31 protein-coding genes are annotated in these 26,756 nt (G+C 73.1%); 9 read left to right on the plus strand and 22 right to left on the minus strand.

Annotated features, from left to right (window positions below; translation table 11 throughout):
- The first annotated feature begins 115 nt into the window (after positions 1-115).
- From ACWDYJ_RS15960 to ACWDYJ_RS15985, 6 genes are all read left to right on the plus strand, one after another.
- Entirely contained in the window at positions 116-1,294 is a 1,179-nt protein-coding gene (locus ACWDYJ_RS15960; protein ID WP_451566134.1) for an ADP-ribosylglycohydrolase family protein, read from the plus strand.
- A gap of 7 nt (positions 1,295-1,301) precedes the next feature.
- Positions 1,302-2,447 carry an ADP-ribosylglycohydrolase family protein gene (locus ACWDYJ_RS15965; RefSeq protein WP_451566135.1) on the plus strand — a complete coding sequence of 382 codons (1,146 nt, stop codon included), beginning with the start codon at positions 1,302-1,304 and terminating at the stop codon, positions 2,445-2,447.
- A 182-nt stretch (positions 2,448-2,629) separates the two neighbouring features.
- Entirely contained in the window at positions 2,630-4,168 is a 1,539-nt protein-coding gene (locus tag ACWDYJ_RS15970; RefSeq protein WP_451566136.1) for an ADP-ribosylglycohydrolase family protein, read from the plus strand.
- Entirely contained in the window at positions 4,165-5,241 is a 1,077-nt protein-coding gene (gene rbsK, locus ACWDYJ_RS15975) for a ribokinase (RefSeq protein WP_451566137.1), read from the plus strand. The genes ACWDYJ_RS15970 and rbsK overlap by 4 nt, the downstream gene beginning before the upstream one ends.
- Complete coding sequence (locus tag ACWDYJ_RS15980) at positions 5,238-6,464, plus strand: CaiB/BaiF CoA transferase family protein (protein WP_451566138.1); 1,227 nt, start codon at positions 5,238-5,240, stop codon at positions 6,462-6,464. Before rbsK ends, ACWDYJ_RS15980 begins: the two co-directional genes overlap by 4 nt.
- Entirely contained in the window at positions 6,461-7,276 is an 816-nt protein-coding gene (locus ACWDYJ_RS15985; RefSeq protein ID WP_451566139.1) for an HpcH/HpaI aldolase/citrate lyase family protein, read from the plus strand. Before ACWDYJ_RS15980 ends, ACWDYJ_RS15985 begins: the two co-directional genes overlap by 4 nt.
- A 511-nt stretch (positions 7,277-7,787) precedes the next feature.
- Here the strand turns inward: ACWDYJ_RS15985 and lgt are convergent.
- From lgt to hisI, 11 genes are all read right to left on the minus strand, one after another.
- Positions 7,788-8,804, minus strand: coding sequence for a prolipoprotein diacylglyceryl transferase (gene lgt / locus ACWDYJ_RS15990; RefSeq protein WP_451566140.1), 1,017 nt, complete (start codon positions 8,802-8,804; stop codon positions 7,788-7,790).
- A 100-nt stretch (positions 8,805-8,904) separates the two neighbouring features.
- Positions 8,905-9,894 (minus strand): DsbA family protein, encoded by a 990-nt coding sequence (locus tag ACWDYJ_RS15995; RefSeq protein WP_451566141.1) that lies wholly within the window; start codon positions 9,892-9,894, stop codon positions 8,905-8,907.
- Positions 9,895-9,989: 95 nt separating this feature from the next.
- Positions 9,990-10,820 carry a tryptophan synthase subunit alpha gene (trpA, locus tag ACWDYJ_RS16000; protein ID WP_451566142.1) on the minus strand — a complete coding sequence of 277 codons (831 nt, stop codon included), beginning with the start codon at positions 10,818-10,820 and terminating at the stop codon, positions 9,990-9,992.
- Entirely contained in the window at positions 10,817-12,076 is a 1,260-nt protein-coding gene (gene trpB, locus ACWDYJ_RS16005; RefSeq protein ID WP_451566143.1) for a tryptophan synthase subunit beta, read from the minus strand. Before trpB ends, trpA begins: the two co-directional genes overlap by 4 nt.
- A gap of 214 nt (positions 12,077-12,290) precedes the next feature.
- Positions 12,291-12,500, minus strand: a complete 210-nt coding sequence (gene trpM / locus ACWDYJ_RS16010; protein ID WP_451566144.1) for a tryptophan biosynthesis modulator TrpM — start codon at positions 12,498-12,500, stop codon at positions 12,291-12,293.
- A 7-nt stretch (positions 12,501-12,507) separates the two neighbouring features.
- A complete protein-coding gene (trpC, locus tag ACWDYJ_RS16015; RefSeq protein WP_451566145.1) occupies positions 12,508-13,317 on the minus strand; it encodes an indole-3-glycerol phosphate synthase TrpC in 810 nt (269 codons plus the stop codon).
- A gap of 170 nt (positions 13,318-13,487) precedes the next feature.
- Positions 13,488-14,003: a DUF2752 domain-containing protein gene (locus ACWDYJ_RS16020; protein WP_451566146.1), complete on the minus strand. Its 516-nt coding sequence runs from the start codon at positions 14,001-14,003 to the stop codon at positions 13,488-13,490.
- 53 nt (positions 14,004-14,056) lie between these two features.
- A complete protein-coding gene (locus ACWDYJ_RS16025) occupies positions 14,057-14,308 on the minus strand; it encodes an HGxxPAAW family protein (RefSeq protein WP_451566147.1) in 252 nt (83 codons plus the stop codon).
- Between the two features lie 96 nt (positions 14,309-14,404).
- Positions 14,405-15,058: a TIGR02234 family membrane protein gene (locus ACWDYJ_RS16030; protein ID WP_451566148.1), complete on the minus strand. Its 654-nt coding sequence runs from the start codon at positions 15,056-15,058 to the stop codon at positions 14,405-14,407.
- Between the two features lie 14 nt (positions 15,059-15,072).
- Complete coding sequence (locus ACWDYJ_RS16035; RefSeq protein ID WP_451566149.1) at positions 15,073-16,563, minus strand: anthranilate synthase component I; 1,491 nt, start codon at positions 16,561-16,563, stop codon at positions 15,073-15,075.
- A gap of 15 nt (positions 16,564-16,578) precedes the next feature.
- The gene (gene hisI, locus ACWDYJ_RS16040) at positions 16,579-16,977 is read right to left on the minus strand and encodes a phosphoribosyl-AMP cyclohydrolase (RefSeq protein WP_451566150.1); all 399 of its coding nucleotides are present in this window, start codon (positions 16,975-16,977) and stop codon (positions 16,579-16,581) included.
- Between the two features lie 92 nt (positions 16,978-17,069).
- Between hisI and ACWDYJ_RS16045 the strand changes: the two genes are divergently transcribed.
- A complete protein-coding gene (locus ACWDYJ_RS16045) occupies positions 17,070-17,702 on the plus strand; it encodes a TIGR03085 family metal-binding protein (RefSeq protein ID WP_451566151.1) in 633 nt (210 codons plus the stop codon).
- 4 nt (positions 17,703-17,706) lie between these two features.
- On the opposite strand, the gene ACWDYJ_RS16050 is transcribed toward ACWDYJ_RS16045, so the two are convergent.
- The 11 genes from ACWDYJ_RS16050 to hisD all read right to left on the minus strand — a co-directional run bounded on the left by ACWDYJ_RS16050 (position 17,707) and on the right by hisD (position 24,258).
- Positions 17,707-17,889 (minus strand): type II toxin-antitoxin system VapB family antitoxin, encoded by a 183-nt coding sequence (locus ACWDYJ_RS16050; RefSeq protein WP_451566152.1) that lies wholly within the window; start codon positions 17,887-17,889, stop codon positions 17,707-17,709.
- A 1-nt stretch (position 17,890) separates the two neighbouring features.
- The gene (locus ACWDYJ_RS16055) at positions 17,891-18,265 is read right to left on the minus strand and encodes a hypothetical protein (RefSeq protein WP_451566153.1); all 375 of its coding nucleotides are present in this window, start codon (positions 18,263-18,265) and stop codon (positions 17,891-17,893) included.
- On the minus strand, positions 18,262-18,480 hold the full coding sequence (locus ACWDYJ_RS16060) for a hypothetical protein (RefSeq protein WP_451566154.1): 219 nt from the start codon (positions 18,478-18,480) through the stop codon (positions 18,262-18,264). Before ACWDYJ_RS16060 ends, ACWDYJ_RS16055 begins: the two co-directional genes overlap by 4 nt.
- A 67-nt stretch (positions 18,481-18,547) precedes the next feature.
- Entirely contained in the window at positions 18,548-19,303 is a 756-nt protein-coding gene (hisF, locus tag ACWDYJ_RS16065) for an imidazole glycerol phosphate synthase subunit HisF (RefSeq protein ID WP_451566155.1), read from the minus strand.
- Positions 19,300-19,698 (minus strand): RidA family protein, encoded by a 399-nt coding sequence (locus tag ACWDYJ_RS16070; protein WP_451566156.1) that lies wholly within the window; start codon positions 19,696-19,698, stop codon positions 19,300-19,302. The genes hisF and ACWDYJ_RS16070 overlap by 4 nt, the downstream gene beginning before the upstream one ends.
- Complete coding sequence (gene priA / locus ACWDYJ_RS16075; RefSeq protein ID WP_451566157.1) at positions 19,695-20,426, minus strand: bifunctional 1-(5-phosphoribosyl)-5-((5-phosphoribosylamino)methylideneamino)imidazole-4-carboxamide isomerase/phosphoribosylanthranilate isomerase PriA; 732 nt, start codon at positions 20,424-20,426, stop codon at positions 19,695-19,697. Before priA ends, ACWDYJ_RS16070 begins: the two co-directional genes overlap by 4 nt.
- Positions 20,426-21,067 (minus strand): imidazole glycerol phosphate synthase subunit HisH, encoded by a 642-nt coding sequence (gene hisH, locus ACWDYJ_RS16080; protein ID WP_451566158.1) that lies wholly within the window; start codon positions 21,065-21,067, stop codon positions 20,426-20,428. The genes priA and hisH overlap by 1 nt, the downstream gene beginning before the upstream one ends.
- A complete protein-coding gene (locus tag ACWDYJ_RS16085; protein ID WP_451566159.1) occupies positions 21,067-21,231 on the minus strand; it encodes a hypothetical protein in 165 nt (54 codons plus the stop codon). The genes hisH and ACWDYJ_RS16085 overlap by 1 nt, the downstream gene beginning before the upstream one ends.
- A 2-nt stretch (positions 21,232-21,233) precedes the next feature.
- On the minus strand, positions 21,234-21,827 hold the full coding sequence (gene hisB, locus ACWDYJ_RS16090; RefSeq protein WP_243631847.1) for an imidazoleglycerol-phosphate dehydratase HisB: 594 nt from the start codon (positions 21,825-21,827) through the stop codon (positions 21,234-21,236).
- Positions 21,824-22,939 (minus strand): histidinol-phosphate transaminase, encoded by a 1,116-nt coding sequence (locus ACWDYJ_RS16095; RefSeq protein WP_451566160.1) that lies wholly within the window; start codon positions 22,937-22,939, stop codon positions 21,824-21,826. The genes hisB and ACWDYJ_RS16095 overlap by 4 nt, the downstream gene beginning before the upstream one ends.
- Positions 22,936-24,258: a histidinol dehydrogenase gene (hisD, locus tag ACWDYJ_RS16100; RefSeq protein WP_451566161.1), complete on the minus strand. Its 1,323-nt coding sequence runs from the start codon at positions 24,256-24,258 to the stop codon at positions 22,936-22,938. Before hisD ends, ACWDYJ_RS16095 begins: the two co-directional genes overlap by 4 nt.
- A gap of 124 nt (positions 24,259-24,382) precedes the next feature.
- On the opposite strand from hisD, the gene ACWDYJ_RS16105 reads away from it, so the two are divergent.
- The gene (locus ACWDYJ_RS16105; RefSeq protein WP_451566162.1) at positions 24,383-25,981 is read left to right on the plus strand and encodes an oxidoreductase; all 1,599 of its coding nucleotides are present in this window, start codon (positions 24,383-24,385) and stop codon (positions 25,979-25,981) included.
- 34 nt (positions 25,982-26,015) lie between these two features.
- A complete protein-coding gene (locus ACWDYJ_RS16110) occupies positions 26,016-26,756 on the plus strand; it encodes an LON peptidase substrate-binding domain-containing protein (RefSeq protein WP_451566163.1) in 741 nt (246 codons plus the stop codon).

The raw sequence follows: 26,756 nt of genomic DNA on the forward strand, positions 1-26,756 counted from the left end.
AAAACCAGTTTACTTGTTAGGTGACGGGAGTACAGAGGTGGGATAAGCGGAGCGGCCGGGGGGCGCCCCGGCTCCGGGGTCCGGGGGCTCGCCCCCGGTTTCGGGAAGGGGCGGGGTGGGGAACAGCACCCGGCCCACGGAGCCCCGTACCCCCGCACCTCCGCCGGAGGCAGCGGCACCGCGCCGGATCGAAGGCCTCCTCCTCGGCCTCGCCGCAGGCGACGCGGCCGGGTGGCCCGCCGCCCGCCACCGCGCCAGCCGGATGCCCGAGTGGACCCGCCGCCTCACCCGCGAGCTCGACACCTTCGCCGAGCAGAACGCCACCACCACCCTCCCCGTCCCCATCGCCCTCAACCAGCCCCCCGAACCCCTGCGCCTCGGCCCGTCCGACGACGCCGAGTGGGCCGCCTTCGCCGCCGAGTCCGTACTCACCGCCGCCGGGGTGCTGCTCAGCGACCTCTCCCGGTCGCGCCGCATGCGCGCCGCCATCGACCTGGCCTGGAACGCCCTGGCCTCCGAGATCGCCGCGGCAGCGGAACGCGCGCCCGAGGTCGAGTCCGCCGTACTGCCCCTGCGCGCCCGGATCTCCGTACGCGCCGGCCTCGGCAACCTCGCCGCCGGCCTGCGCCCGCCCGCCACCGGCCACGACAACCCGCACTACTTCGACGACGCCGCCTGCGTCCGCGCCTGCGTCCTCGCCGTCGTCCACCCCGGCGACCCCATCGCGGCAGCCGACCTGGCCGAGTTCGACGCCCGCTACACGCAGGACGGCGACGGGGTCCACGGCGCCCGCGCCATGGCCGCCGCCATCGCCACCGCCCTCGCCGGCGCGGACACCGACGCCGCCGTCGAGGCCGCCCTCGAACAGCTCCCCGCCGCGACCGAGATCGGCCGCAACGCCCGGCACGCCGTCAAGCTCGCCCGCGCCGACGCGGACGGCGGCGCCTTCGCCCTCGTCCCCCTGCTGGAACACCAGATCGTGGACCACGTCTACAGCTACGGGATCGCCGCCGCCGAAACCGTCCCCGTCGCCCTCGCCCTCGCCACCGCCGCCCGCGGCAAGGTCTCCGAAGCCGTACCGGCCGCCGCCTGTCTCTCCCGCGTCGCGGACTCCGCCCCCGCCCTCGCGGGCGCCCTCACCGGCGCCCTGGGCGGCGGCGACTCCCTCCCCGACGCCTGGCGCGAGGCCTGCCGCATCCTGTCCGGCTGCGCCCTGCCCCGCCTCGCCGGGACCGACCTCGTCGAACTCGCCGCACTCCTCACCCGTACGGAACTCACCTCACCCAAGGGATGATTCGGACATGACGCTCACGTTGGAGGACCGGATCGCCGGCTCGCTCGTCGGCGCCGCCGTGGGCGACGCCCTCGGCGGCCCGGTCGAGGGCTGGTCCCCGGACCAGATCGTCGAACGGCACGGCGGCCGTGTGCACGGCATCGTCGGCCCCTGGTACGAGGACTGGCGCACCGCCCGCCCCATCGCCCCGTACCACAAGGGCGACGGACACGTCACGGACGACACCCTCATGACCCATGCGCTGGTACGGGTCTACGCGGCCGTACGCGACCATCTCGACGCCTACGCCGTCGCCGAACACCTCGTCCCCGACCTCATGTCCACTCCCCGCTGGATCCCGGAACTGGAGGCCGAGGCCCTCCCCCTCCAGAGGATCTTCCTCGCCGAGAAGTGGATCGTGCACCGACTGCACTACGCGCACGCCGACCCGCGCGAGGCCGGCACCGGCAACATCGTCAACTGCGGCGCGGCGATGTACATGGCGCCGGTCGGACTGGTCAACGCGGGCAACCCGGCGGGCGCGTACGCCGAGGCGCTGGACGTCACCGGCGCGCACCAGTCCTCGTACGGGCGGGAGGCGGCGGGCGTCTTCGCGGCGGCCGTGGCGGCGGCGTGCGTGCCGGGCGCGACGGCCGCCTCGGTGGTGGACACCGCGCTGTCCCTGGCCAAGGACGGCACCCGATCGGCCATCGAGGCGGTCTGTGAAGTAGCCGTCCGCCACCGTGACTTCGAGTCGGCGCTGACCCCCCTCCGCACGGCGGTGTCCCCCTACGACTCGGTGGGCCCGGACTACCGCGCCCCGTCGCTGGGCGCCCGCCGCCCATCCCGCCTCCACTCCATCGAGGAACTCCCGATCGCCCTCGGGATGCTGCTGGTCGCGGACGGGGCGTACGAGACCGCCGTGCTCGGCGCGGTCAACTACGGGCGGGACTGCGACTCCATCGCGACCATGGCGGGGGCCATCGCGGGGGCCCTGGGCGGCGAGGCCGCGGTGCCGGCCGCCTGGGCCAAACAGGTCGCCGAGGCCAGCCGCCTGGACCTGCACGCCCCGGCCGCGACGCTGGCCGCTGTCACCCGGGAGATCTTCACCCTGGACCGCACCCGCCGCCGCACGCACGAAACCGCCTTCACCACGATCGCGTCCCCCCGATGACGCCGCCACCCCCGGACGACCCACCGCCTCCGGCGGCCCTGAACCAAACCCGCCCGGACCCACCGCCCCACGCACGCCTGACCCATACTCCGCCCGGCCCGCCGGCCCGAACACCCCTGCCCCACACCCCGCCGAACCCCGACGCCCGGCCCACGGACGCCGCCCCGCCCGGAGCCTCACCCATGGCCGCGACCCGGCCAAGGAGCCCGGCCCCGTACGACCACGGCGCCCCGGCCTCCGAGGACCTGGTGCGGCTCACCTGGGCCCAGCCGGAGGACCTGATCGGACACGAACTGCGCCAGGCGGCGGAGGACGGACGCGATGCCGGACCCGCGCTACGCGTCTGGCTCGCGGCGGGCGGCCACCAGGCCCCCGACCGGGCCGGGGCCTCCCGCACCCCGGCCCCGCCCGAACTCCGGGCCCTCGCCACCCGCCTGCTGACCGACCTCGCCGCTCTCCCGACCCCGTCGGCCACCACCGAACCCACGGCCTGGCCGGCCATCCGCGCCACCTGGCCCCCGGCCGGCACGACGGGCGCCCCCAGGCCGGTCCGGCAGCCGACAGGCCAAGCCTCAGCCACACCGGGCCGCCGCCCCACCCCCGAAACCGACGGTGCGCCAGGCCCCGGGCCCGGGGGGCCGTTCCGGTCACCGGAGCCCGACCCCGCCCTGCGCCGCAGGCTGGAGGCCGCATGGCTGGGCCGCGCCGCCGGGTGCGTGCTCGGTAAGCCCGTCGAGAAGCTGCCGCTGAACGGCATCCGGGCCCTCGCCCGTGCCACCGGCAACTGGCCGCTGGCGGACTGGTTCACCGCCCGCCGCGTCCCGGCGGAGCTCCTGGCCGCGTACCCGTGGAACCGTCGCTCGGCACCCACCTCCCTCGCCGAGAACATCAACGGCACGCCCGAGGACGACGACCTCAACTACCCCCTCCTCGGCCTGCTCCTGCTCCAGCGCACCGGCAAGGGTTTCACGACCGCCGACGTCGGCCGGCTCTGGCTCGACGAGCTCCCCGCCGGCCGGACCTTCACCGCCGAGCGGATCGCGTACCGCAACCTCCTCCAGGGTCTGGAGCCCCCGCTCACTGCCGGCCACCACAACCCCTTCCGCGAGTGGATCGGCGCCCTGATCCGCGCCGACGTCCACGGCTGGACCAACCCCGGCGACCCGGCCGCCGCCGCGGCCCAGGCGTACCGGGACGCCGCCCTCTCCCACACCGCCAACGGCGTCTACGCGGCCCTCTTCGTCGCCGCCGCGATCGCCGAGGCGGCCACCGGCCGGGCCGACGTCCACACCGCGCTCCGGGCCGGGCTGGCCGTCGTACCGCCCCGCTCGCGCCTCGCCGACGCCGTCCGCTTCGGGATCCGTACCGCCACCGCCGAGGCCGACTTCGACCGGGTCGTGGACCGGCTGCACGCCTGCTACGGCCACTATCACTGGGTGCACGCCCTGCCCAACACCGCCCTGATCGCCGCCGCCCTCACCCACGCCGACGGCGACTTCACCCACTCCATCTGCCGCGCCGTGTCCGGCGGCTGGGACACCGACTCCAACGGCGCCACCGCCGGTTCCCTGGCCGGGCTCCTGGCCGGGTCGCCCGACCGGATCCCGCACCGCTGGACCGCGCCGCTGGGGAACCGCCTCGCCACCACCGTCGCCGGATTCGACGGCATCGGCTTCGACACCCTCGCCCGTCTCACCGCCCAGGAGGCAGCCCGCTCATGACGGCCATCGCCGTGCTCGGCAGTACGAACATGGACCTCGTCGCCTACGTGCCCAAGGCCCCCCGCCTGGGGGAGACCGTCACCGGCCGGGAGTTGCGCACCCTCCCCGGCGGCAAGGGCGCCAACCAGGCGGTCGCCGCCGCCCGCCTCGGCGGGGAGGTGGTGATGATCGGCGCGGTGGGGGCCGACGAGTTCGGCGTACGGCTGCGGGCCGCGCTCGCGGCGGCCGGGGTCGAGACGACCGCCCTGCGCACCGTCGAGGGCGCCAGCGGCACCGCCCACATCACGGTCGACGACGACGGCGCGAACAGCATCATCGTCATCCCGGGCGCGAACGCCCGCGTCACCGCCCTGGAGGCGGGCGACGACGCGCGGATCGGCGCCGCCGACTGCCTCCTCCTCCAGCTCGAACTCCCCCTGGACGCCGTCCTCGCCGGCGCCCTCGCCGCCCGCGCCCACGGGGTCCGTACGATCCTCACCCCGGCCCCAGCCCCGGGGGCACCTCCCAGCGGTAGCTGGGGGACGCTGCCCGCCGAACTCCTGGCGGCCACCGACCTGCTGGTCCCGAACGAGCACGAGGCGGCCGCCCTGACCGGCCTCACCGACGCGCGCCAGGCCGCCGAGGCGCTGCTCCAGGACGTGCCGGAGGTGGTGATCACGCTGGGCGCGGCCGGGTCCCTGTACGCCGCCCGGGGGCGCGAGCCGCTGACCGTGCCCGCGCCCCGGGTGCGGGCCGTGGACACCACCGCCGCCGGGGACACCTTCGTCGGCGCCCTCGCGGTGGCCCTCGGGGAGGGCCGCCCGATGCCGGAGGCGCTGACCTGGGCCTCGTCGGCGGCCGCCCTGTCCGTCCAACGCCCGGGCGCACAGGCCTCGATGCCGACCCGCGCCGAGCTCACCCGTGCCCTGGCCGGGCCTTTCCCGGAGCCCGACCCCGCCCGGCCCGACCCCCGGCCCTCGCCGGAATCCGGCCCCACACCCACACCCCCCACACCCACGCACGGGTCCCCGCCCGAGCCGACGCCCGCCCCCGGCGCCCCCGCCCCCCGCCCCGGGCCCGGAGCCGCGTCATGATGCCCGGCGGCGCGGGCGGCGCGTCCGACCGGGGCGGACCAGGGCCACTGGAAGGGCTGCGCGTCCTCGATCTCGCCACCCTCTTCGCCGGGCCCCTCGCGGCCACCCTGCTCGGCGACTTCGGCGCCGAGGTGGTGAAGGTGGAGCACCCCGGCCGGCCCGACCCCTCGCGCGGCCACGGCCCGGCCAAGGACGGCGTCGGCCTGTGGTGGAAGCTGCTCGGCCGGAACAAGCGGACGATGACCCTCGACCTGTCCACCCCCGGCGGCCGGGACACCCTCCTGCGCCTGGCCGCCACCGCCGACGTGGTCGTCGAGAACTTCCGCCCCGGCACCCTGGAACGGTGGGGCCTGGGCTGGCCCGAGCTCTCGGCGGCTAACCCGCGCCTGGTCCTGACCCGCGTCACGGCCTTCGGCCAGCAGGGCCCGTACGCCCGCCGCCCCGGCTTCGGCACCCTCGCCGAGGCGATGAGCGGGTTCGCGGCGATCACCGGCGAGCCGGACGGGCCGCCGACGCTGCCGCCCTTCGGCCTGGCGGACTCGATCGCCGCGCTGACCACCGCGTACGCCGTGATGGCGGCGCTCGCCGGACGCGACCGCACCGGGCACGGGCAGGTCGTGGACCTGGCCATCATCGAGCCGATCCTGACCGTGCTCGGCCCGCACCCGCTCTGGTACGACCAGCTCGGCTACGTCCAGCCCCGCACCGGCAACCGCTCCACCAACAACGCCCCCCGCAACACCTACCGCAGCGCGGACGGCCGCTGGCTGGCGGTGTCGACTTCGGCCCAGTCGATCGCGGAGCGGGTGATGCGGCTGGTCGGACGGCCGGAGCTGATCGGCGAGCCCTGGTTCGCGAGCGGCTCCGGCCGGGCCGCGCACGCGCCCGTCCTGGACGAGGCCGTCGGCGGCTGGATCGCCCGGCACAAGGCCGAGGAGGTGGTGGCGGCCTTCGAGGAGGCCGACGCGGCGGTGGCCCAGGTCTACGACGTCCGGGACGTGATGGCCGATCCGCAGTACGCGGCCCTCGGCACGCTCACGGAGATCGAGGACCCCGAACTCGGCCCGCTCCGCATGCAGAACGTCCTCTTCCGCCTGTCCGAGACCCCCGGCGGCATCCGCTGGGCCGGCCGCCCGCACGGCGCGGACACCGTCGAGATCCTGACCGAACTCGGCCTCGGACCGGCCGAGATCGCCGCGCTCCGTACGGAAGGCGCCCTGTGATCCTCACCTGGCTCTACGCGCCCGGCGACCGCCCCGAGGTGGTGGCCAAGGCCCTGGGCTGCGGGGCCGACGCCGTCATCGTGGACCTGGAGGACTCCGTATCGGTCTCCCGCAAGGAGTACGCCCGCGCGGCCACCGCCGAGCTTCTCACCGAGCGGCCCGCGGTCCCCGTGCACGTCCGTATCAACGCCCTGGGCTCGCCCTGGGCGGGCGCCGACCTCACCGCGCTGGCCCGCCTGCGCGGGCTCGCCGGGCTCCGGCTCCCCAAGATCGACGATCCGGCGCAGATCACCCGGGTCGCCGACCGCACCGGAGGGGTGGCCCTGTACGCCCTGCTGGAGTCCGCGCTGGGTGTCGAACGGGCCTACGAGATCGCCCGCGCCCACCCCTGCCTGCACGGGCTCGGCCTCGGGGAGGCCGATCTCCGGGCCGACCTGGGAGTCAGCGCGGAGGCGGGCCTGGACTGGCCGCGCTCCCGTGTGGTGGTCGCCGCCCGGGCGGCGGGCCTGGCGGCCCCGGCCCAGTCGGTGTTCCCCGACATCCGGGACCTGGAGGCGCTGGCCGTCTCCTGCGCCCGGGGCCGCTCGCTCGGATTCATGGGCCGGGCGGCGATCCACCCGCGCCAGCTCCCGGTGATCGAACGGGCCTACCTCCCCGGGCCCGACGAGGTCACCGCCGCCGAGGAGATCGTCACGGCGGCCCGCGCGATGCCGGGCGCCCTGGCCCTGCCCGACGGCCGCTTCGTCGACCCGGCCGTGGTCGCGGCGGCCCACCGCACGCTGGCCCTGGCGGAACGGGTGCCTGCGCGTTGAGCGCCGACCGGCGCCATGTGCCGCCGACCCGTATGGAGCCGCTTGTCGGCGGAGTCCACGGCCGTCGTGCCGTCCACCGGCGGGCGGGTGAAGGGGGCGTCGGTGACCGGCCCGGGGACGAGCCGAGCGGCAGGTCCGGGACGTTCTCGACCGGGATCGTGCCGGGTCGCGGTGGACGACTGCTCGTAGTGGATGTGGGTGCCGTACAGGCCGACGACGTTGCGCAGCACGGCCGTGGAGCCGGTACCCGAGTGGACGAGCACGCCCCCGTTGACCGTGGCCTTGTCCCGGCTGGCGATGACCACGTTCTCCAGCGCGCTGGAGCCCGCTGCCCAACCGATGATGTCGCGGGCCGGGGCCGGGGTGCCGGCCGTCGATGACGAGGCACGATCTCTCTCCCCCCGGTGACGACGGTCAACGAGGGATGATCACGCCGGCCGCTTCTGACAGCCCCGGGCATGGCGAAGGGGGCGCCGCGGACCGCGCGGCGCCCCCTTCGGAAAGAATCCGTTCAGCTCTTTCCGGCCTCCGCGGCCGTGTCGCCGTCCGCCTCGCGCAGGTCGGCCTTGACGCCGTCCTCCGGCTCGGCAGTGGCCTTCGTGAGGTCGGCCGGCTTCGCCCGGGCACCGGTCACGGCGTCCGCGTCCTTCGGTTCCGGCCCGGCCAGGGCATCGGCATCGGCATCGGCCACGCCGTCCCCGCCCTTACCGCCGGAGGCGACCGGTTCCACGATCTCCTCGCGGCCCGGACGCAGCTTCGCCGACAGCACGAAGTAGGTCACGGCCAGCACGAAGACGACGATCGAGGTCCAGACGTTCAGCCGCAGGCCCAGGATGTGGTGGGCCTCGTCGACCCGCATGTACTCGATCCAGCCGCGGCCCGCGCAGTACGAGGCGACGTACAGGGCGAACGCCCGCCCGTGCCCGAGCTTGAAGCGGCGGTCGGCCCAGATGACCAGGGCGGCGACGCCGACGCACCACAGCGATTCGTAGAGGAAGGTGGGGTGGTAGGTCCCGGCGTCCCGGTTGGGACCCTCGGTGATCTTCACCGCCCACGGCAGGTCGGTGGCCCGGCCGTACAGCTCCTGGTTGAACCAGTTGCCCCAGCGCCCGAAGGCCTGGGCCAGCGCGATTCCGGGAGCCAGGGCGTCGGCCCAGGCGGGCAGCGGGATACCGCGCAGCCGGCAGCCGATCCAGGCGCCGACCGCGCCGAGCGCGATCGCGCCCCAGATACCGAGGCCGCCTTCCCAGATCTTGAAGGCGTCGACCCAGTTGCGGCCTTCGCCGAAGTAGAGCTGGTAGTCGGTGATCACGTGGTAGAGGCGACCGCCGACAAGGCCGAACGGCACCGCCCAGACGGCGATGTCCGCGACCGTGCCCGGCTTTCCACCGCGCGCGATCCAGCGCTTGTTGCCGAGCCAGATGGCGACGAAGACGCCGATGATGATGCAGAACGCGTAGCCGCGGAGCGGGATCGGTCCGAGATGGATCACGCCGGTCGACGGACTGGGGATATAGGCAAGGGTCATGGCAGACCTGACGCTACCCTGCCGGGCGGTGCTGACCGCAACCCGCCCGGCAAGCTGAAACCAAACCCACACATGCCCAGGCGCCCTGTCCTGGCACCGCTCAGTCCTGCGCGGTCCCCTTTGACACCGCTTTCGACCCGGTCGTGGACGAGGTCCTCGGGGAGGCCGAGGCCGAGCCGGAGGCCGAGCCGGAGGCCGAGCCGGAGGCCGAGCGCGAGGCCGGGCCGGAGGCCGAGGCGGACGGGGAGCCCTTCCCCGCCCCCTTCGCGGAATCGGATCCGCTCGCGCCGCCGCCGGCGCCCTTCGCCGCTGCCTCCACCCTCGCCTTCAGCTTCGCCGGGGTCAGCGGATCGGCCTGGTCGGCGAAGATGTCCTTGCCGTCGAGCAGCACGGTCGGCGTGCCGCGGAACTTCCCGGCCCGGAAGGCCTCGTGGGACTTGGCGACCCAGCTGTTGTGCGTCCCGTCCTCCACGCACGAGCGGAACTCGGGGGTGTCGAGTCCGTCGACCTTGGCGGCCAGTTCGAACAGCTTGGCGTTCTTCCCGTAGGCGTCGTCGACCTCCTCCGGCTGGTTCAGGAAGAGCACGTCGTGGTACGCGGTGAACTTGCCCGCGTCCTGCGCGCAGGCGGCGGCGTTCGCGGACTTCAGCGATCCGGTGCCGCCCATGTTCCCGTCGATCAGGGTGACCAGGTGGTACTCGGTCTTGAGCAGCCCCTTGGCCTCCAGCTCGTGGATGGTGTCCTTGTAGTTGATCTCGAAGGACTTGCAGGCGGGGCAGCGGAAGTCCTCCCAGATGGTCAGCTGGGACTTGGCGTCGCTCTTGCCGGTCTGGATGGCGAGCGCGTCCTTGCCGGTGGCCCCCGACGGCGCTACCACCGGACCCGCCTTGTCCGGCTTGTCGGACCCGGCATTGGCGGCGATCAGGCCGACGACGGCCGCCAGGCCGAGTACGCCGACCACCGCCGCCGACACGATCAGGGTCCGCCGGCGCTTGTCCCGGGCCTTCTGCCGCTCGCGCTCCACGAGGAGTCGCTCGCGGGCCGATCGTTTCGTCGCATCGCGGTTCGCACCGTCGTTCTTCTCGCTCACGTTCGGCCAAACGAAGCGGGGAGGCACTCGCGTGCCTCCCCGCCCCTGTTTCCACCCGATCGGACTACAGAACCCCGTCCTGGGCCCGTCCCGCGTCAGGACCTGCGTACGCCTTCCGCAAGCTCGCCCGCCAGTGCCTCCACGGCGGCCAGCCCGGTGGGCAGGTCCGGCGCGTCCAGCAGCAGCTTCACGAAGGCCGAGCCGACGATCACCCCGTCCGCGAAGCCCGCGACCTGCTTGGCCTGGGCTGCGTTGGAGACGCCCAGGCCCACGCAGACCGGCAGATCGGTGGTGGCGCGGGTGCGGCGCACCAGCTCCTGGGCCTCGGTGCCGACCGACTCGCGGGTGCCCGTGACGCCCATGAGGGAGGCGGCGTAGACGAAGCCGGAACCGGCTGCGGTGATGGTCGCCAGGCGCGCGTCCTGGCTGCTGGGGGCCACGACGAAGACGGTCGCCAGACCGTGCCTGGCCGCGTGCTCGCGCCACAGCGCGGACTCCTGGACCGGCAGGTCGGGCAGGATGCAGCCGGCGCCGCCCGCGGCCGCCAGCTCGGCGGTGAACCGCTCGACGCCGTAGCGGTCGATGGGGTTCCAGTACGTCATGACCAGGATCGGGACCCCGGTGGCCTCGAACGCCTCGCGCACGGTGCGCATGACGTCGGCGATCTTCACGCCGCCGCGCAGGGCGATGTCGTCGGCGGTCTGGATGATCGCGCCGTCCAGGACCGGGTCGCTGTGCGGCAGGCCGATCTCGACCACGTCCGCGCCGCCCGCGATGACGGCCTTGACCGCCTCGATGGCGCCGTCCACGGTCGGGAATCCGGCGGGCAGGTAGGCGACGAGGGCCGCGCGGTCCTCGGACTTGGCCTTGGCGAGGGTGCTGCTCAGCAGTTCCAGGCGGCCGGTCTTCTCGTGTGCCGTACTCACTTGCTCTCCCCCTCAGCCGCGTTCTCGGCCCGGTCGTACAGGTCGAAGTAGCGCGCCGCCGTGTCCATGTCCTTGTCGCCGCGCCCGGACAGGTTGACCACGATCAGGCCGTCCTTGCCCAGTTCCTTGCCGAGGTCGAGCGCCCCGGCGAGGGCGTGCGCCGACTCGATCGCCGGGATGATGCCCTCCGTACGGCAGAGCAGGCGCAGGGCCTGCATGGCGTCGTCGTCGGTGACCGCGCGGTACTCGCCGCGGCCGGTGTCCTTGAGGTAGGAGTGCTCGGGGCCGATGCCCGGGTAGTCCAGACCGGCGGAGATCGAGTAGGGCTCGGTGATCTGGCCCTCCTCGTCCTGAAGGACGTACGAACGGGAGCCGTGCAGGATCCCGGGCTCGCCCGCGGTCAGCGTGGCCGCGTGCTCGCCGGTCTCCACGCCGTGCCCGGCGGGCTCGAAGCCGACCAGGCGGACGCCGGCGTCGGGGATGAAGGCGTGGAAGAGGCCGATGGCGTTGGAGCCGCCGCCGACGCAGGCCGCGACGGCGTCCGGCAGCCGGCCGGTGCGCTCCAGGATCTGGCGGCGGGCCTCGACCCCGATGACGCGGTGGAAGTCGCGGACCATGGCCGGGAAGGGGTGCGGGCCCGCGACCGTGCCGAAGAGGTAGTGGGTCCGCTCGACGTTGGCGACCCAGTCGCGGAACGCCTCGTTGATGGCGTCCTTGAGGGTCCGGGAGCCGGACTTCACGGCGATGACCTCGGCGCCGAGCATGCGCATGCGGGCCACGTTGAGGGCCTGGCGCTGGGTGTCGATCTCGCCCATGTAGATGGTGCAGTCGAGGCCGAAGAGGGCGCAGGCGGTGGCGGTGGCCACGCCGTGCTGGCCGGCTCCGGTCTCGGCGATGACGCGGGTCTTGCCCATGCGCTTGGTGAGCAGCGCCTGGCCCAGCACGTTGTTGATCTTGTGCGAGCCGGTGTGGTTCAGGTCCTCGCGCTTGAGGAAGATCCGGGCGCCGCCGGCGTGCTCGGCGAAGCGGGGCACCTCGGTGAGGGCGCTGGGGCGGCCCGTGTAGTTCACCATGAGCTCGTTGAGCTCGGCGGCGAAGGCCGGGTCGCCCTTGGCCTTCTCGTACTCGACCGCGACCTCGTCCACCGCGGCGACGAGCGCCTCGGGGATGAACTTGCCGCCGAAGTCGCCGAAGTAGCCCTCGGCGTTCGGGACGTGACCCTCCGGGTCCGGAATGAAGAACGAGCTGGTGGACATGGCCACTACTCCTACGGGATGCGGAACGGGTTGCTGGGCGGCGGGTGCGTTTCACCGTATGGCGCCGTCGGTCCGAGGTTCGCGCACCCCGCTGAGGAAGGGGTGGCGCCGTACGGACGGATCGGCCCGCGCCCGGGAACCGTGGCTCCAGGGCGTGGCCGCACGCGGCCCCCCGGGCCGGTACGTCTCGCGTACCGGGCTCGGGCAGCCGTCGTTACAGCGCGGCTCCGCCGCGCCATCGCATGCCGTTGACCTGGCCGGGCTCGGAGCCGATCACGTAGCGCACCCGCCGTCCGTGCACACGCCGGGCCGGGGCGCGGCAGCCGCGAGGGCGGCAGCCGCGCGCCAGGGGCGCGTGCTTCGTCGTCGCGCCGGCCGGGCCGGGGCCCGGTCGGGTGCGGACGCAGGGGCGGGAGGGGGGCACGGGAGGGTCAGCTCCGGCCGTGGCGCAGGGCGGGGTGGGCGCCGGCGGCGACGAGGTCGGCGACGGCCGCCTTCGGGTCCCGGCCGGTGACCAGGGACTCTCCGACGAGGACGGCGTCGGCGCCCTCGTTGGCGTACGCGATCAGGTCGTGCGGTCCGCGGATGCCGGACTCGGCGACCTTCACGATGTGGTCGGGGATCTCCTGGACGACGCGCTCGAAGGTGGAGCGGTCGACCTTGAGGTCCTTGAGGTTGCGGGCGTTGACGCCGATGATCTTGGCGCCCGCTGCGACCGCGCGCTCGACCTCCTCCTCGTCGTGGACCTCGACGAGCGGGGTCAGGCCGATGGACTCGGCCCGCTCGATGAGGGAGACGAGGGCCTCGTCGTCGAGGGCCGCCACGATCAGCAGCACGAGGTCGGCGCCGTAGGCGCGCGCCTCCCACAGCTGGTAGGCCGTGACGATGAAGTCCTTGCGCAGGATCGGGATGTCCACGCGGGCGCGGACGGCTTCCAGGTCGGCCAGCGAGCCGCCGAAACGACGCTGTTCGGTGAGGACGGAGATGACCGCCGCACCGCCCGCCTCGTAGTCGGCGGCGAGCCCGGCCGGATCGGCGATCGCGGCCAGCGCGCCCTTGGAGGGGCTGGAGCGCTTGACCTCGCAGATCACCTTGACGCTGTCGCCACGCAGGGCGGCGACACCGTCCTTGGCCTGGGGCGCCTTGGCGGCACGCTCCTTGAGCTCGTCGAGGCTCACGCGTGCCTGCCGTTCGGCAAGGTCTTCGCGGACCCCTTCGATGATCTCGTCGAGCACACTCACGCGAGCGGCCCCCTTCCGGGTTGATGACGGTCGGCCGCCTTGCGGACACGTACCACTGCAAGGTCAGCACTCAAATGGTATCCGCAGGTCGCTGCGGCTCCGCACGGACTTCGCCGTATCCCATTGACTGGACAGTCGGAATATGTCCTTCCTATGGATCCTGCCCGGCCTCAGGGCGCCAGAGCGGAACCGAAGGGAAAATTGCGAACAATCGAGAAAACGAATACGAGCCCGCCGATGCCCCACCAATAGGCCGGTCTCAGGGTGAGCCGGGGCGCCGGCCGGCCGCGGAAGGCCCGCACCAGCCACAGGGCGATGAAACCGGCGAAGACGAGATACCCGGCGACGGCCACGGCGTTGGCCCCGAGGGCGGTGACCAGATCCCCGTGGGCGAAGGCGTGCGCGCTGCGCAGCCCGCCGCAGCCGGGGCAGAGGATGCCGGTCAGCCGCAGCAGCGGGCAGAGCGGGTAGTGCCCGGGTTCGTTGGGGTCCACGGCGCCCACGTACGCGAAGGCGGCCGCGGCCCCGGCCAGGGTGAGCGCCGGGGCGGCCAACCGCCGGGCCCGGGAGACCCGTACCGGCCCCGCCGTGTGCGGCGCGAACGGCGGCAGCGGTGGCGGTGGCGGTGGCTCGGAAGGCGCTGCGGGAGTACGGAAGGCGTCCACCCGCTGATTCTCTCCGGTCATGACAAAAGGCGCAGCCCGACAGGGCCGCGCCTTTCGATCCGCAGGAGTCGCGCTCAGGCCTTGGCCGGCGTCCGGTTGGCGGCGATGACCTCGGCGAGGTCGCGGTGGGTGGTCTTGGGGGCACCCATGCCCGCGGCCTTCATGGCCATGCCGACGACACCGCCGAGCGCGACGACGACGAGGCCCGCCCAGAACCCGAGCGGATTCGCCACCACCATGAACGCGCCGGAGACGCAGAAACCGATGAAGGCGATGATGACACCGGTCCAGGCGGCCGGGGTGTGTCCGTGGCTCGTGCCCGCCATGAGTTGCTCCTCGTTGCTCTGTCGCGCTGCTTTGTCGAACGTGCGGTCCGCGCCGCACGTTCGGTGTCATTGTCCCGCACCGGGCGGGAAGATTCTTCAGCGGGTCGGGTCCTCGCCGCGGTCCAGGGCCTTCCACACGTCCTCCGGGCGGTCCGGGTCCACCGCCGCGGGCGTACGCGTACGGGGACTGCCGTCGCGCTCGTAGCGACCGCCCATCGCCGGCCAGCTCCGGCCGTAGCGCAACGCCAGGAGTCCCGCGAGCAGGATCAGGACGGCTCCGGCGGCGGCGATGTACGGCCACGCCGTATGGGTGAGCCCGGCCACGCGCGCCGCGGTGTCCGCCGTCGCGGTGGCGGCCCGCTCGTCCAGCGCCCGGCGGTCGTCGGCGGCGGCCACGGAGGCCAGCGCCGCGCCGAGGCCGCTCAGCGCGAGCAACCCGGACACCAGCAGCCGGCCGCGACCGCGTACGGCGAACACCGCGACCAGGGCCGCCAGGCCCACGATGGCCAGGGCCGCGGGCAGGCCGGTGACGGCCCGCCCGTCCGCGGTCAGCGCGAGGGAGCCGTCGCCGACGGCGGCGCTGCCCCGGGCCCACACACGGCCGGAGGCGAGCAGGACGACGGTGGCGCCGAGCGCGCCGAGCAGCAGGGCGACGGCCACGCTGCGGCGGCCGCCGCCACTCTCGGGGGCCTCGGCGTCATCGGTCGGGGTGGGGGGCTGGGGCGGGGGTACGGCGCTCACGTACCCCACTATCCCCTACGGCCTCAGGCGCGGTGGAGGCGGTTCGCCGCTCCCACGGCGCGGAGCACGGCGGCCGCCTTGTTGCGGCACTCGTTGTCCTCCAGCTCGGGCACCGAATCCGCGACGACCCCGGCGCCGGCCTGCACGTACGCCGTCCCGTCGCGCAGCAGTGCGGTACGGATGGCGATGGCCGTGTCGGAGTCCCCCGCGAAGTCCAGGTAGCCGACGCAGCCGCCGTAGAGGCCTCGGCGGGAGGGCTCCAGCTCCTCGATGATCTGCATGGCGCGGGGCTTGGGCGCGCCGGAGAGGGTGCCGGCCGGGAAGCAGGCGGTGAGCACGTCGAAGGCGGTCTTGCCCTCGGCGATCCGCCCGGTGACGGTGGACACGATGTGCATGACGTGCGAGTAGCGCTCGATGTTCATGAAGTCGACGACCTCGACGGAGCCCGGCTCGCAGACCCGCCCCAGGTCGTTGCGGCCGAGGTCGACGAGCATCAGGTGCTCGGCGCGCTCCTTGGGGTCGGCCAGCAGCTCCTCGGCGAGGTCGTGGTCCTCCTGCGGGGTGGCGCCCCGGTGCCGGGTGCCGGCGATGGGGTGGACCATGGCCCGCCCGTCCTCGACCTTGACCAGCGCCTCGGGGCTGGAGCCGACCACGTCGAAGCCGTTCTCGAAGCGGAAGAGGTACATGTACGGGGACGGGTTGGTGGCCCGCAGCACCCGGTAGACGTCCAGGGCGGAGGCGTGGCAGGGGGTCTCGAACCGCTGCGAGGGCACCACCTGGAAGGCCTCGCCGGCCCGGATGCGCTCCTTGATGTCCTCGACGGCCGCCTGGTACTTCTCGCCGCCCCACAGGGCGTCGAACGGCGGCAGCACGGAGTCCGGCAGCGGGGCCGGTACGTAGGGGGCCGGCCGTGCGAGGTCGGCCTCCATCGCGTCGAGTCGGGCGACGGCGTCGGCGTACGCCTCGTCCACGCCCGATGCGAGGTCGTTCTGGTTGATCGCGTTGGCGATGAGCTGGACCGTGCCGTCCCAGTGGTCCATGACCGCCAGGTCGGAGGTGAGCAGCATCGTCAGCTCGGGCAGTCGCAGGTCGTCCGTGCCGTGCTCGCCGATGCGCTCCAGGCGGCGCACGATGTCGTAGCCGAGGTAGCCGACCATGCCGCCGGTGAAGGGCGGCATGCCGGGCGCCAGGTCACGGGGCGTGTGCAGGGCCTCGACGGTCGCGCGCAGGGCGTCGAGCGGGTCGCCGTCGGTGGGTACGCCGACGGGCGGGGTGCCGATCCAGTGGGCCTGGCCGTCCTTGACGGTCAGGGTCGCGTCGCTGCGTACGCCGATGAAGGAGTACCGGGACCACGAGCGGCCGTTCTCGGCCGACTCCAGCAGGAAGGTGCCGCGGCGCTCGGCGGCGAGCTTCCGGTAGAGGCCCACGGGGGTGTCCCCGTCGGCCAGCAACTTGCGGCTCACGGGGATGACGCGGCGGTCGGCCGCGAGCTTGCGGAACGTCTCAAGATCCATGGCGTGGGACCCTACCTAGTCGGCGTCGGCGGGGAGGACGTCGTCCGGGGGGAGGACATCGAGGAGGACATCGTCGTCGAAGCAGGTGCGGGCTCCGGTGTGGCAGGCGGCCCCGACCTGGTCGACCTTGACGAGCACGGTGTCGGCGTCGCAGTCGAGGGCGACGGACTTCACGTGCTGGAAGTGGCCGGAAGTGTCCCCCTTCACCCAGTACTCCTGGCGGCTGCGCGACCAGTACGTACAGCGGCCCGTGGTCAGGGTGCGGTGCAGGGCCTCGTCGTCCATCCAGCCGAGCATCAGCACCTCACCGGTGTCGTACTGCTGGGCGATGGCCGGTACCAGGCCGTCCGCGGAGCGCTTGAGGCGCGCGGCGACGGCGGGGTCGAGGTTGCCGGGGAGGGGGGACGTACTCATGCGGCCATTGTGCCGGGCGGTGAAGGCGGGCACGGATCCCTGTCCGCCTGATGAACGGGCGCGCGGCGGGTTCCGGCCGTAGGCTGGCCCGCATGTCTACCCATGCGAAGCGTGAACGACTGCTGCTGGCGGACCTGTTGGAGGCGGCGGGACCGGATGCGCCGACGCTGTGCGACGACTGGACGTGCCGGGTACTGGCCGCGCACCTGGTCGTCCGGGAGCGCCGGCCGGACGCGGCGGGGGGCCTGCTGCTGAACGTGCTCAAGGCCCGCCTGGACAAGGCGATGGAGGAGTACACCGCCAAGCCGTACGAGGAACTGATCCAGCTGATCCGGACCGGCCCGCCGAAGCTCTCCGTGTACGCGCTCAAGCAGATCGACGAGGCGGCGAACGCGGTGGAGTTCTACGTCCACGCGGAGGACGTCCGGCGCGCGCAGCCGGACTGGTCGCCGCGGGAACTGGACCCGGTGTTCGCGGACGCGCTGTGGTCCCGCCTGGAGAAGCTGGCCCGCCTGACCGGCCGCCGCTCGCCGGTGGGCCTGGTCCTGCGCCGCCCGGACGGCCGCACGGCGGTGGCGCACAAGGGCACCCCGGTGGTGACGGTGACGGGCGAACCGGGTGAGCTGACGATGTTCTGCTTCGGCCGGCAGGATGCGGCGGCGGTGTCCCTGGACGGGGAGAAGGACGCCGTGGCTCAGCTGACGGCGGCCAAGCTGGGCATTTAAAGGCTCACCGGCCGGACCGTTCACGGTCGGCCAGTACCTCGAAATCCAGGAAGATCTCCGCGTACTCATGCATCCAGCGGAGTGCCCCCGCACGGTCGTCGGCAGTGAGCGTGGCTGCTTCCGCCATGGCCTGGTCGATCACGGCCCGGCTGGTCGTGGAACCGGCCGGCTGCTGCTCGGTGGACACGTCAGGCCGCCCAGTCACGCAGGAGCCGGGCGGCCACCTGCAAGGTGGCCTTCTCGGTGCGGATGTCCCGCACCAGTTGCACCATGGCGCCGGGCGGCGGAGTGAGCGGGGCGCCCGACAGCTCCATGTACTCCCAGGCACACATCGCGCCGATGAGGCCGTTGTAGTCCTCGAACGGCCTGAGGCGCACGATGGTCTCCAGCAGCGCTGCCGCCCGGGTCGGCGCCTCCTCGTAGTACGGCTCACCCGCGAAGCGTTCGAACGCGTGCCGCTCGACGGCCGCGTGCAGCGCTCCCCAGTCCCGTAGCGCGGGATCGGATGGCACATGGCTGTACTGGATGCCCAGGATCCAGCCGGCGTCGATGCGGAGATTCACCGGTCGCCTTCCGGGAAAGCCTCCAGGAACTCGGGGGCGAGGAGCGCGAATTTCGCGCTCGCCCCTTCGATGAACCTCTGCCGCTGGCGACGGCGCACGACATCCTCGGTCAGTATGTCGTGCGCCAGCCGCTTGATCGCGACGCCTTTCTCTTTGGCCTCGGCACGCAGCTCGGCCAGTTCCTCTTCGGTGAAGTCGATCGTGATTCCAGGCATGCGGTCAGCGTACGACCGCCGCTACCTGGACAGCTACCGACTTCACTACCCCGAGGGACGTCTCGAACTACCGAACGGGGTGGCCCGCCTCGCGGAGGGCCGCCTTGACCTCGGAGATCCGCAGGTCGCCGAAGTGGAACACCGACGCCGCGAGCACCGCGTCGGCGCCCGCCTCGATCGCCGGCGCGAAGTGCGCGAGCTTGCCCGCACCGCCCGAGGCGATCACCGGGACCGTGACGTGCCTCCGAACGGCCGCGATCATCTCGGTGTCGTAGCCGTCCTTCGTCCCGTCGGCGTCCATCGAGTTCAGCAGGATTTCCCCGGCGCCGAGTTCGGCCGCCCGGTGGGCCCATTCGACGGCGTCGATGCCGGTGCCGACACGGCCGCCGTGCGTGGTGACCTCGAAGGAGCCGGTGGCCGTGCGGCGCGCGTCCACGGACAGGACGAGGACCTGGCGGCCGAAGCGCTCGGCGATCTCCTGGATGAGCTCGGGGCGGGCGATGGCGGCGGTGTTGACGCCCACCTTGTCCGCGCCGGCCCGCAGGAGCTTGTCCACGTCGTCCGCGGTGCGGACGCCGCCGCCGACGGTCAGCGGGATGAAGACCTGCTCGGCGGTGCGCCGTACCACGTCGTACGTGGTCTCGCGGTTGCCGGAGGAGGCGGTGATGTCGAGGAAGGTCAGCTCGTCGGCGCCCTCGGCGTCGTAGAGCTTGGCCATCTCCACCGGGTCTCCGGCGTCGCGCAGGTTCTGGAAGTTGACGCCCTTGACGACCCGGCCGTTGTCCACGTCCAGGCAGGGGATCACCCGTACGGCGAGGGTCATGCGCTTTCTCCCGGTTCGGCTCGGAAGGCTTCGACCTCGACCTCGACGACCATGCCGGGGTCGACGAAGCCGGAGACGATGATCATGGATGCGGCGGGGCGGACCGCGTCGAACAGCTCCTTGTGGGCGCGGCCCACGTCGTCCACGTCGCGGGCGTGGGTGAGGTACATCCGGGTGCGGACCACGTGCTCGGGGCCCATCCCGGCCTGCGCCAGCGCCTTGAAGGCGACGCCGAAGGCACCGATGGTCTGGTCGTACGGGCCGCCGCCGTCGGCCGCGGTGCAGCCGGAAACGAGGACGAGGCCGTTGGGGAGCTGAACGGCGCGGGAGTAGCCGATGACGTCCTCGTAGGGGCCGCCCGAGGAAATCCGACGCACTTCGTCCGAGGCGCTCACGCGGACACCACCTCCAGGGCCTCTTCCAGGGTGAAGGCCTTGGCGTACAGGGCCTTGCCCACGATCGCGCCCTCGACGCCCAGCGGCACCAGCTCGGACAGCGCGCGCAGGTCGTCCAGGCAGGAGATGCCGCCGGAGGCCACGACGGGCCGGTCGGTGGCGGCGCAGACGCCCCGCAGCAGCTCCAGGTTGGGGCCCGTCAGCGTGCCGTCCTTGCCGATGTCGGTGACGACGTAGCGGGCGCAGCCCTCGGAGTCCAGGCGGGCGAGGGTCTCGTACAGGTCGCCGCCCTCGCTGGTCCAGCCGCGGCCCTTGAGGGTGGTGCCGCGTACGTCGAGGCCGACCGCGATCCGGTCGCCGTGCTCGGCGATGGCCTTGGCGGCCCACTCGGGGGTCTCCAGGGCGGCGGTGCCGAGGTTGACGCGGGTGCAGCCGGTGGCGAGGGCCGCGGCGAGCGAGGCGTCGTCGCGGATGCCGCCGGACAGCTCGACCTTGATGTCCATGGCCCGGGTGATCTCGGCGACGAGGGCACGGTTGTCGCCGGTGCCGAAGGCGGCGTCCAGGTCGACCAGGTGCAGCCACTGGGCGCCGGAGCGCTGCCAGGCGAGGGCGGCCTCCAGCGGGGAGCCGTAGGAGGTCTCGCTGCCCGACACGCCGTGCACGAGACGTACGGCCTGGCCGTCGCGGACGTCGACCGCGGGGAGGAGCTCAAGTACGGGTGCGGTCATCACAGGGTCTCGATCCAGTTGGTGAGGAGCTGGGCGCCGGTGTCGCCGGACTTCTCCGGGTGGAACTGGGTGGCCCACAGGGCGCCGTTCTCCACGGCCGCGACGAAGGGCCGGCCGTGGGTGGCCCAGGTGACCTTGGGGGCGCGGATCAGCGGGTTGGTGACTTCCAGGTTCCACTCGTGCGCCGCGTAGGAGTGCACGAAGTAGAACCGGGCGTCGGCGTCGAGGCCGGCGAAGGCCTGGCTGTCGGCCGGGGCGTCGACGGTGTTCCAGCCCATGTGGGGGACGACGGGGGCCCTCAGCGGGCCGACGGTGCCGGGCCACTCGTCGAGACCTGAAGTCTCGACGCCGTGCTCGATGCCGCGCTCGAAGAGGATCTGCATGCCGACGCAGATGCCCATGACGGGGCGCCCGCCGGACAGCCGGCGGCCGATGATCCAGTCGCCGCGGACGTCCTTGAGGCCCTTCATGCAGGCGGAGAAGGCGCCGACGCCGGGGACGAGGAGGCCGTCGGCGTCCATCGCCTTGTCGTAGTCGCGGGTGATCTCGACGTCCGCGCCGACGCGCGCGAGGGCGCGCTCGGCCGAGCGGACGTTGCCGAAGCCGTAGTCGAAGACCACGACGGTCTTGGCTGCGCTCATTACCAGATTCCTTGGATCCGCAGGACTCCGGCGAGCAGACACATCGCGGAGCCGATGGCGAGCAGGACGATGACCGACTTGGGCATCTCCTGCTTCTGGAAGGAGTAGACGCCGCCGGCCAGGAAGAGGCCGAGGACGATGAGGATGGTGTTGAGCCCGTTCACGGCTAGAGGGCGCCCTTCGTGGAGGGCAGGATTCCGGCGGCGCGCGGGTCGAACTCGGCGGCGTAGCGCAGGGCGCGGGCCAGGGCCTTGAACTGGCACTCCACGATGTGGTGGGCGTTGCGCCCGTACGGGACGTGGATGTGCAGCGCGATCTGGGCCTGCGCGACGAAGGACTCGAAGATGTGCCGGGTCATCGTCGTGTCGTACGAGCCGATCATCGGCGCCATGTTCTCGGGCTCGGTGTGCACGAGGTAGGGGCGGCCGGACAGGTCGACGGTCACCTGGGCGAGGGACTCGTCGAGCGGCACGGTGCAGTTGCCGAAGCGGTAGATGCCCACCTTGTCGCCGAGGGCCTGCTTGAAGGCGGCGCCGAGCGCGAGGGCGGTGTCCTCGATGGTGTGGTGGGTGTCGATGTGCAGGTCGCCGTCGGTCTTGACCGTGAGGTCGAAGAGGCCGTGGCGGCCGAGCTGGTCGAGCATGTGGTCGTAGAAGCCCACACCCGTCGAGACGTCGACCTTGCCGGTGCCGTCGAGGTTTATCTCGACGACGACCGAGGTCTCCTTCGTGGTGCGCTCGACCCGTCCGATGCGGCTCATGCGTGCTGCTCCTTCTTCAGTGCGCGAACCGCTTCCAGGAACGCGTCGTTCTCGGCCGGTGTGCCCGCGGTGACCCGCAGCCGGCCCGGTACGCCGTTGTCCCGTACCAGGACGCCCTGGTCGAGGATCTTCTGCCAGGCGGTGTGCGCGTCGTCGAACTTCCCGAACTGGATGAAGTTCGCGTCGGACTCGGTGACCTCGTAGCCGATCGCCCGCAGTTCGATGACCAGGCGGTCCCGCTCGGCCTTGAGCTGCTCGACGTAGCCGAGCAGGGTGTCGGTGTGCTCCAGGGCGGCCAGCGCGGTCGCCTGGGTGACGGCCGACAGGTGGTACGGCAGGCGCACCAGCTGGACGGCGTCGACGACGGCGGGGTGCGCGGCCAGGTAGCCCAGGCGCAGACCGGCGGCCCCGAAGGCCTTGGACATGGTCCGGGAGATCACCAGGTTCGGGCGGCCCTCGATGAGGGGCAGCAGCGAGTCCCGGTGACTGAACTCCACGTACGCCTCGTCGACCACCACGAGGGACGGCTTGGCCGCCTGGGCGGCCTCGTACAGGGCGAGGACCGTCTCCGCCTCGACCGCGGTACCCGTGGGGTTGTTGGGCGAGGTGATGAAGACGACGTCGGGCCGGTGCTCGGCGATCGCCCGCTCGGCGGCCTCCACGTCGAGGCTGAAGTCCTCGCCGCGCGGGCCGGAGATCCAGCCGGTCCCGGTGCCGCGGGCGATCAGCGCGTGCATCGAGTACGAGGGCTCGAAGCCGATCGCGGTGCGGCCGGGTCCGCCGAAGGTCTGGAGCAGCTGCTGGAGGACCTCGTTGGAGCCGTTGGCGGCCCATACGTTCTCCCGCGCCACCGGGTGCTTGCCGGTACGGGTGAGGTAGGCGGCCAGCTCGGTCCGCAGCTCGACCGCGTCCCGGTCGGGGTAGCGGTTGAGGGTGCGGGCGGCGTCCGCGACGCGCTCGGCGATGCGCCGGACCAGCTCCTCGGGCAGCTCGTACGGGTTCTCGTTGGTGTTCAGCTGGACGGGTACGTCGAGCTGCGGGGCGCCGTACGGGGTCTTGCCGCGCAGCTCGTCCCGGATGGGGAGGTCGTCGATGCCGATGATCCCGGTCATGCCTGGGGAACCTTCCACCCGAACCGCGCCTTCAGGGCGGCGCCGTGCGCCGGCAGGTCCTCGGCCTCGGCGAGCGTCACCACGTGGTGGGTGACCTCGGCGAGGGCGTCGCGCGTGTAGTCGACGATGTGGATGCCGCGCAGGAAGGACTGCACGGACAGGCCGGAGGAGTGGCAGGCGCAGCCGCCGGTGGGCAGCACGTGGTTCGACCCGGCGCAGTAGTCGCCGAGCGAGACGGGCGCCCACGGGCCGACGAAGATCGCGCCCGCGTTGCGGACCCGGGCGGCCCAGGCGGCCGCGTCGGCGGTCTGGATCTCCAGGTGCTCGGCGCCGTACGCGTCGACGACCTTGAGGCCGTCCTCCAGGCTGTCGACCAGCACGATCGCGGACTGCCGGCCCGCGAGGGCGGGCTTGATCCGGTCCTCGACGTGCTTGGAGGCCGCGACCTGCGGCTCCAGCTCCCGCTCGACGGCCTCGGCGAGCTCCGCGGAGTCGGTGACCAGGACGGCCGCGGCCAGCGGGTCGTGCTCGGCCTGGCTGATCAGGTCGGCGGCGACGTGCACCGGGTCGGCCGTGGAGTCCGCGAGGACCGCGATCTCGGTCGGGCCGGCCTCGGTGTCGATGCCGATCTTGCCGGTGAAGAAGCGCTTGGCGGCGGCGACCCAGATGTTGCCGGGGCCGGTCACCATGTTGACCGGCGGGCACTCCTCGGTGCCGTACGCGAACATCGCGACGGCGACCGCGCCGCCCGCGGCGTACACCTCGTCGATGCCGAGCAGCGCGCAGGCGGCGAGGATCGTCGGGTGCGGCAGGCCGTCGAACTCCACCTGCGGCGGGGACGCGAGCGCGATCGACTCGACGCCCGCCTCCTGGGCGGGGACGACGTTCATGACGACGGAGGACGGGTACACGGAGCGGCCGCCCGGGGCGTACAGCCCCACGCGCTCGACCGGAACCCACTTCTCGGTCACCGTTCCGCCGGGGACCACCTGGGTGGTGTGCTCGGTGCGGCGCTGGTTGCGGTGCACGATCCGGGCACGCCGGATCGACTCCTCGAGCGCCGCGCGGACGGCCGGATCCAGCTGCTCCAGGGCGGCCTTGATCGCCTCGGCGGGCACCCTGGCCTGCGTGAGCTCGACCCCGTCGAACTTCCGCGCGTACTCGATCAGCGCCGCCGTGCCACGATGATGGACGTCCTCGCAGATGGGCCGCACTTTCTCCAGGGCGGCTTCTACGTCGAACTCGGCACGGGGCAGCAGATCGCGCAGGGCGCCGCCCTCGGGGAGGGCGTCACCGCGCAGGTCGATACGAGAGATCACGTCCCAATTCTCTCAGACCGCCTCGCGCCACCGTTCGCCCGTATCACTGGCTGATACACATCCCGGATGTCACACCCTCCCCTTAGCGTTCTGTCACGGACAGGTGACAGCGGGGGGAGCCGCCATGACCGAGACACGGACGGACGAGGCAGTGGTGGGGCCGGCGGATCTCAGCGACGCCGAGCACCGCATGTGGCAGGCGTTCCGCGCGGGCGGCGTCTGCGATCTGCGGACCCATGCCCCGGACCAGGACGATCCGCACACGGACCGGGCCTGGGGCCCCGAGCGCACGGTCCGGGCCGAGGTCGTGGCGCTGCTGCTGCTGGCCGGTCCCCCGCCCGTCCCGGGCCGGGTCGGCTGCCTGAAACTGCGCGGCGCCCGGATCACCGGGCGGCTGGATCTGTCCGGTGGCACGGTCGCCCCGTACGTCGAGATCCGCTCGTGCCGCTTCGACGAGGAGATCCAGCTCTCCGAGGCCCGGTGCGGCACCTTCCGGCTGGACAACTGCGCGATACCCCGGATCGTGGCGGCCCGGCTGCGCACCGAGGGTGATCTGCACCTGGTGTCCTCCCGGGTGGCGCACGGGATCCGGCTGGTCGACGCGCAGATCGGCACGGACCTGCTGATCAGCCATGCGGTCGTCCGGCGGGACGGCCGGGGGCGGGCGATCGTCGCCGCCGGGATGTCCGTGGCGCAGGACTTCCACGCCGACATGATCGAGACGCACGGCGAGGTCAGCCTGCGCGGGGTGAAGGTCGGCGCCTCGATGAGCCTGCGCGGCGCGCGACTGCGCAACCCGTACGGCAGCCGCGCCCTGAACGCCCCGGCCCTGACCGTGGAGCGGACGCTCCACCTGACCTCCATCGCCCTGCCCTCCCGGGCCGGGGGACCTGCCAACGCGTACGAGTGGAGCCGGACCCCGACCAGTGGCGGCCCCATGCGGCACTTCGAGTGCCAGGGCGGCCTGCGGCTGGACGACGGCCGCTTCGGTGACTCCGTCGACTTCTACGGCGCCCGCTTCCGCCTCCGGCCGGACCAGGAGCTCTCGCTGCGGCGCGTCCAGACCCCCGAGTTCCGCTTCGTCGGGGAGGCCCCGGAGGAGGGCAGGGTAGTGGTCTCCGGCGCGAAGGTGGGCAAGCTGGTCGACCGGTCCACGAGCTGGCCCGGCCCCGGCCGGCTGGCCATGGACGGATTCGTCTACGAGAACCTCGCGCCCCGGGGTCACTTCCCGCTCTCCCGCCGCCTCGCCTGGGTCGGGGCGGCGACACCGGAGTACTCCCCCGAGCCCTACGAGCGGCTGGCCGCCGTACTGCGGGCGGGCGGCGAGGACGCGGACGCCCGCGAGGTGCTGCTGGCCAAGCAGCGCAGGCGCCGGACCGGCCTGTCACCGGCGGCCAGGGCCTGGGGCCACCTCCAGGACTGGACGGTGGCCTACGGCTACCGGCCGGGCCGGGCGGCGCTGTGGATGGCGGTCCTGTGGGCGGCGGGCGCGCTGCTGTTCTCCCGGCACGAACCGGCCCCGATCAAGGCGGGCGAGCACCCGGAGTGGAACCCTGCCCTGTACGCCCTGGACCTTCTGCTCCCGGTGATCAATCTCGGCCAGGAGGGCCACTGGAAGATGACGGGAGGCTGGCAGTGGGGCGCGGCGGCCCTCGTCATCCTGGGCTGGATCCTGGCCACGACGGTGGCGGCGGGAGCGTCCCGGCTGCTGAGGCGGGGGTGACGGCCCGAGCCGTCCGGCCACTACCCTGTGCCTCGTGACGACCGTTCGCCTGCCCCTCTTCCCGCTGAACTCGGTGCTGTTCCCCGGCCTCGTGCTGCCGCTGAACATCTTCGAGGAGCGTTATCGCGCCATGATGCGCGAACTACTGAAGAGCGGTGAGGAGGAGCCGCGCCGCTTGGCCGTCGTCGCGATCCGCGACGGCCGGGAAGTCGCACCGACCGCGCCCGGCCTGCCCGACCAGACGGCCGTGCCCGAGCGCGGCCCGGCCGCGGGCTTCGGCGCGGACCCGATCCAGGCCTTCCACCGGGTCGGCTGCATCGCGGACGCGGCGACGATCCGGGAACGGGAGGACGGCAGCTTCGAAGTCCTCGCCACCGGCACCACCCGGGTCCGGCTGCTCTCCGTCGACGCCTCGGGCCCGTTCCTCGTCGCGGAGCTGGAAGAACTCCCGGAGGACCCGGGCGACGGCGCGGGCGCCCTGTCCGAAGGGGTCCTGCGGGCCTTCCGCAGCTACCAGAAGAGGCTGGCCGGAGCCCGCGAGCGCACGCTGACCTCGCCGGCCGACCTGCCGGACGAGCCTTCGGTGGTCTCCTACCTGGTGGCGGCCGCCGCCGTCCTGGACATCCCGGCGAAGCAGCGCCTCCTCCAGGCCCCGGACACCGCGACGCGCCTCGCGGAGGAGCTCAAGCTCCTGCGGGCGGAGACCGCGGTGATCCGCCACCTGCCGTCGCTCCCGGCGGTGGACCTGACCCGCGCGCCGACGAGCCCCAACTGA

Source organism: Streptomyces sp. NPDC003042 (genome assembly GCF_053591315.1).

Bases quoted from the DNA above. Each gene is read 5' to 3' on its own strand.
- ACWDYJ_RS15965 (WP_451566135.1), top strand. From the start codon at position 1,302: ATGACGCTCACGTTGGAGGACCGGATCGCCGGCTCGCTCGTCGGCGCC.
- ACWDYJ_RS15970 (WP_451566136.1), top strand. From the start codon at position 2,630: ATGGCCGCGACCCGGCCAAGGAGCCCGGCCCCGTACGACCACGGCGCC.
- rbsK (WP_451566137.1), top strand. From the start codon at position 4,165: ATGACGGCCATCGCCGTGCTCGGCAGTACGAACATGGACCTCGTCGCC.
- ACWDYJ_RS15980 (WP_451566138.1), top strand. From the start codon at position 5,238: ATGATGCCCGGCGGCGCGGGCGGCGCGTCCGACCGGGGCGGACCAGGG.
- lgt (WP_451566140.1), bottom strand. From the start codon at position 8,804: ATGACCCTTGCCTATATCCCCAGTCCGTCGACCGGCGTGATCCATCTC.
- trpB (WP_451566143.1), bottom strand. From the start codon at position 12,076: ATGTCCACCAGCTCGTTCTTCATTCCGGACCCGGAGGGTCACGTCCCG.
- ACWDYJ_RS16020 (WP_451566146.1), bottom strand. From the start codon at position 14,003: ATGACCGGAGAGAATCAGCGGGTGGACGCCTTCCGTACTCCCGCAGCG.
- ACWDYJ_RS16025 (WP_451566147.1), bottom strand. From the start codon at position 14,308: ATGGCGGGCACGAGCCACGGACACACCCCGGCCGCCTGGACCGGTGTC.
- ACWDYJ_RS16035 (WP_451566149.1), bottom strand. From the start codon at position 16,563: ATGGATCTTGAGACGTTCCGCAAGCTCGCGGCCGACCGCCGCGTCATC.
- hisI (WP_451566150.1), bottom strand. From the start codon at position 16,977: ATGAGTACGTCCCCCCTCCCCGGCAACCTCGACCCCGCCGTCGCCGCG.
- ACWDYJ_RS16045 (WP_451566151.1), top strand. From the start codon at position 17,070: ATGTCTACCCATGCGAAGCGTGAACGACTGCTGCTGGCGGACCTGTTG.
- ACWDYJ_RS16060 (WP_451566154.1), bottom strand. From the start codon at position 18,480: ATGCCTGGAATCACGATCGACTTCACCGAAGAGGAACTGGCCGAGCTG.
- hisF (WP_451566155.1), bottom strand. From the start codon at position 19,303: ATGACCCTCGCCGTACGGGTGATCCCCTGCCTGGACGTGGACAACGGC.
- priA (WP_451566157.1), bottom strand. From the start codon at position 20,426: ATGACCGCACCCGTACTTGAGCTCCTCCCCGCGGTCGACGTCCGCGAC.
- hisH (WP_451566158.1), bottom strand. From the start codon at position 21,067: ATGAGCGCAGCCAAGACCGTCGTGGTCTTCGACTACGGCTTCGGCAAC.
- hisB (WP_243631847.1), bottom strand. From the start codon at position 21,827: ATGAGCCGCATCGGACGGGTCGAGCGCACCACGAAGGAGACCTCGGTC.
- ACWDYJ_RS16095 (WP_451566160.1), bottom strand. From the start codon at position 22,939: ATGACCGGGATCATCGGCATCGACGACCTCCCCATCCGGGACGAGCTG.
- ACWDYJ_RS16105 (WP_451566162.1), top strand. From the start codon at position 24,383: ATGACCGAGACACGGACGGACGAGGCAGTGGTGGGGCCGGCGGATCTC.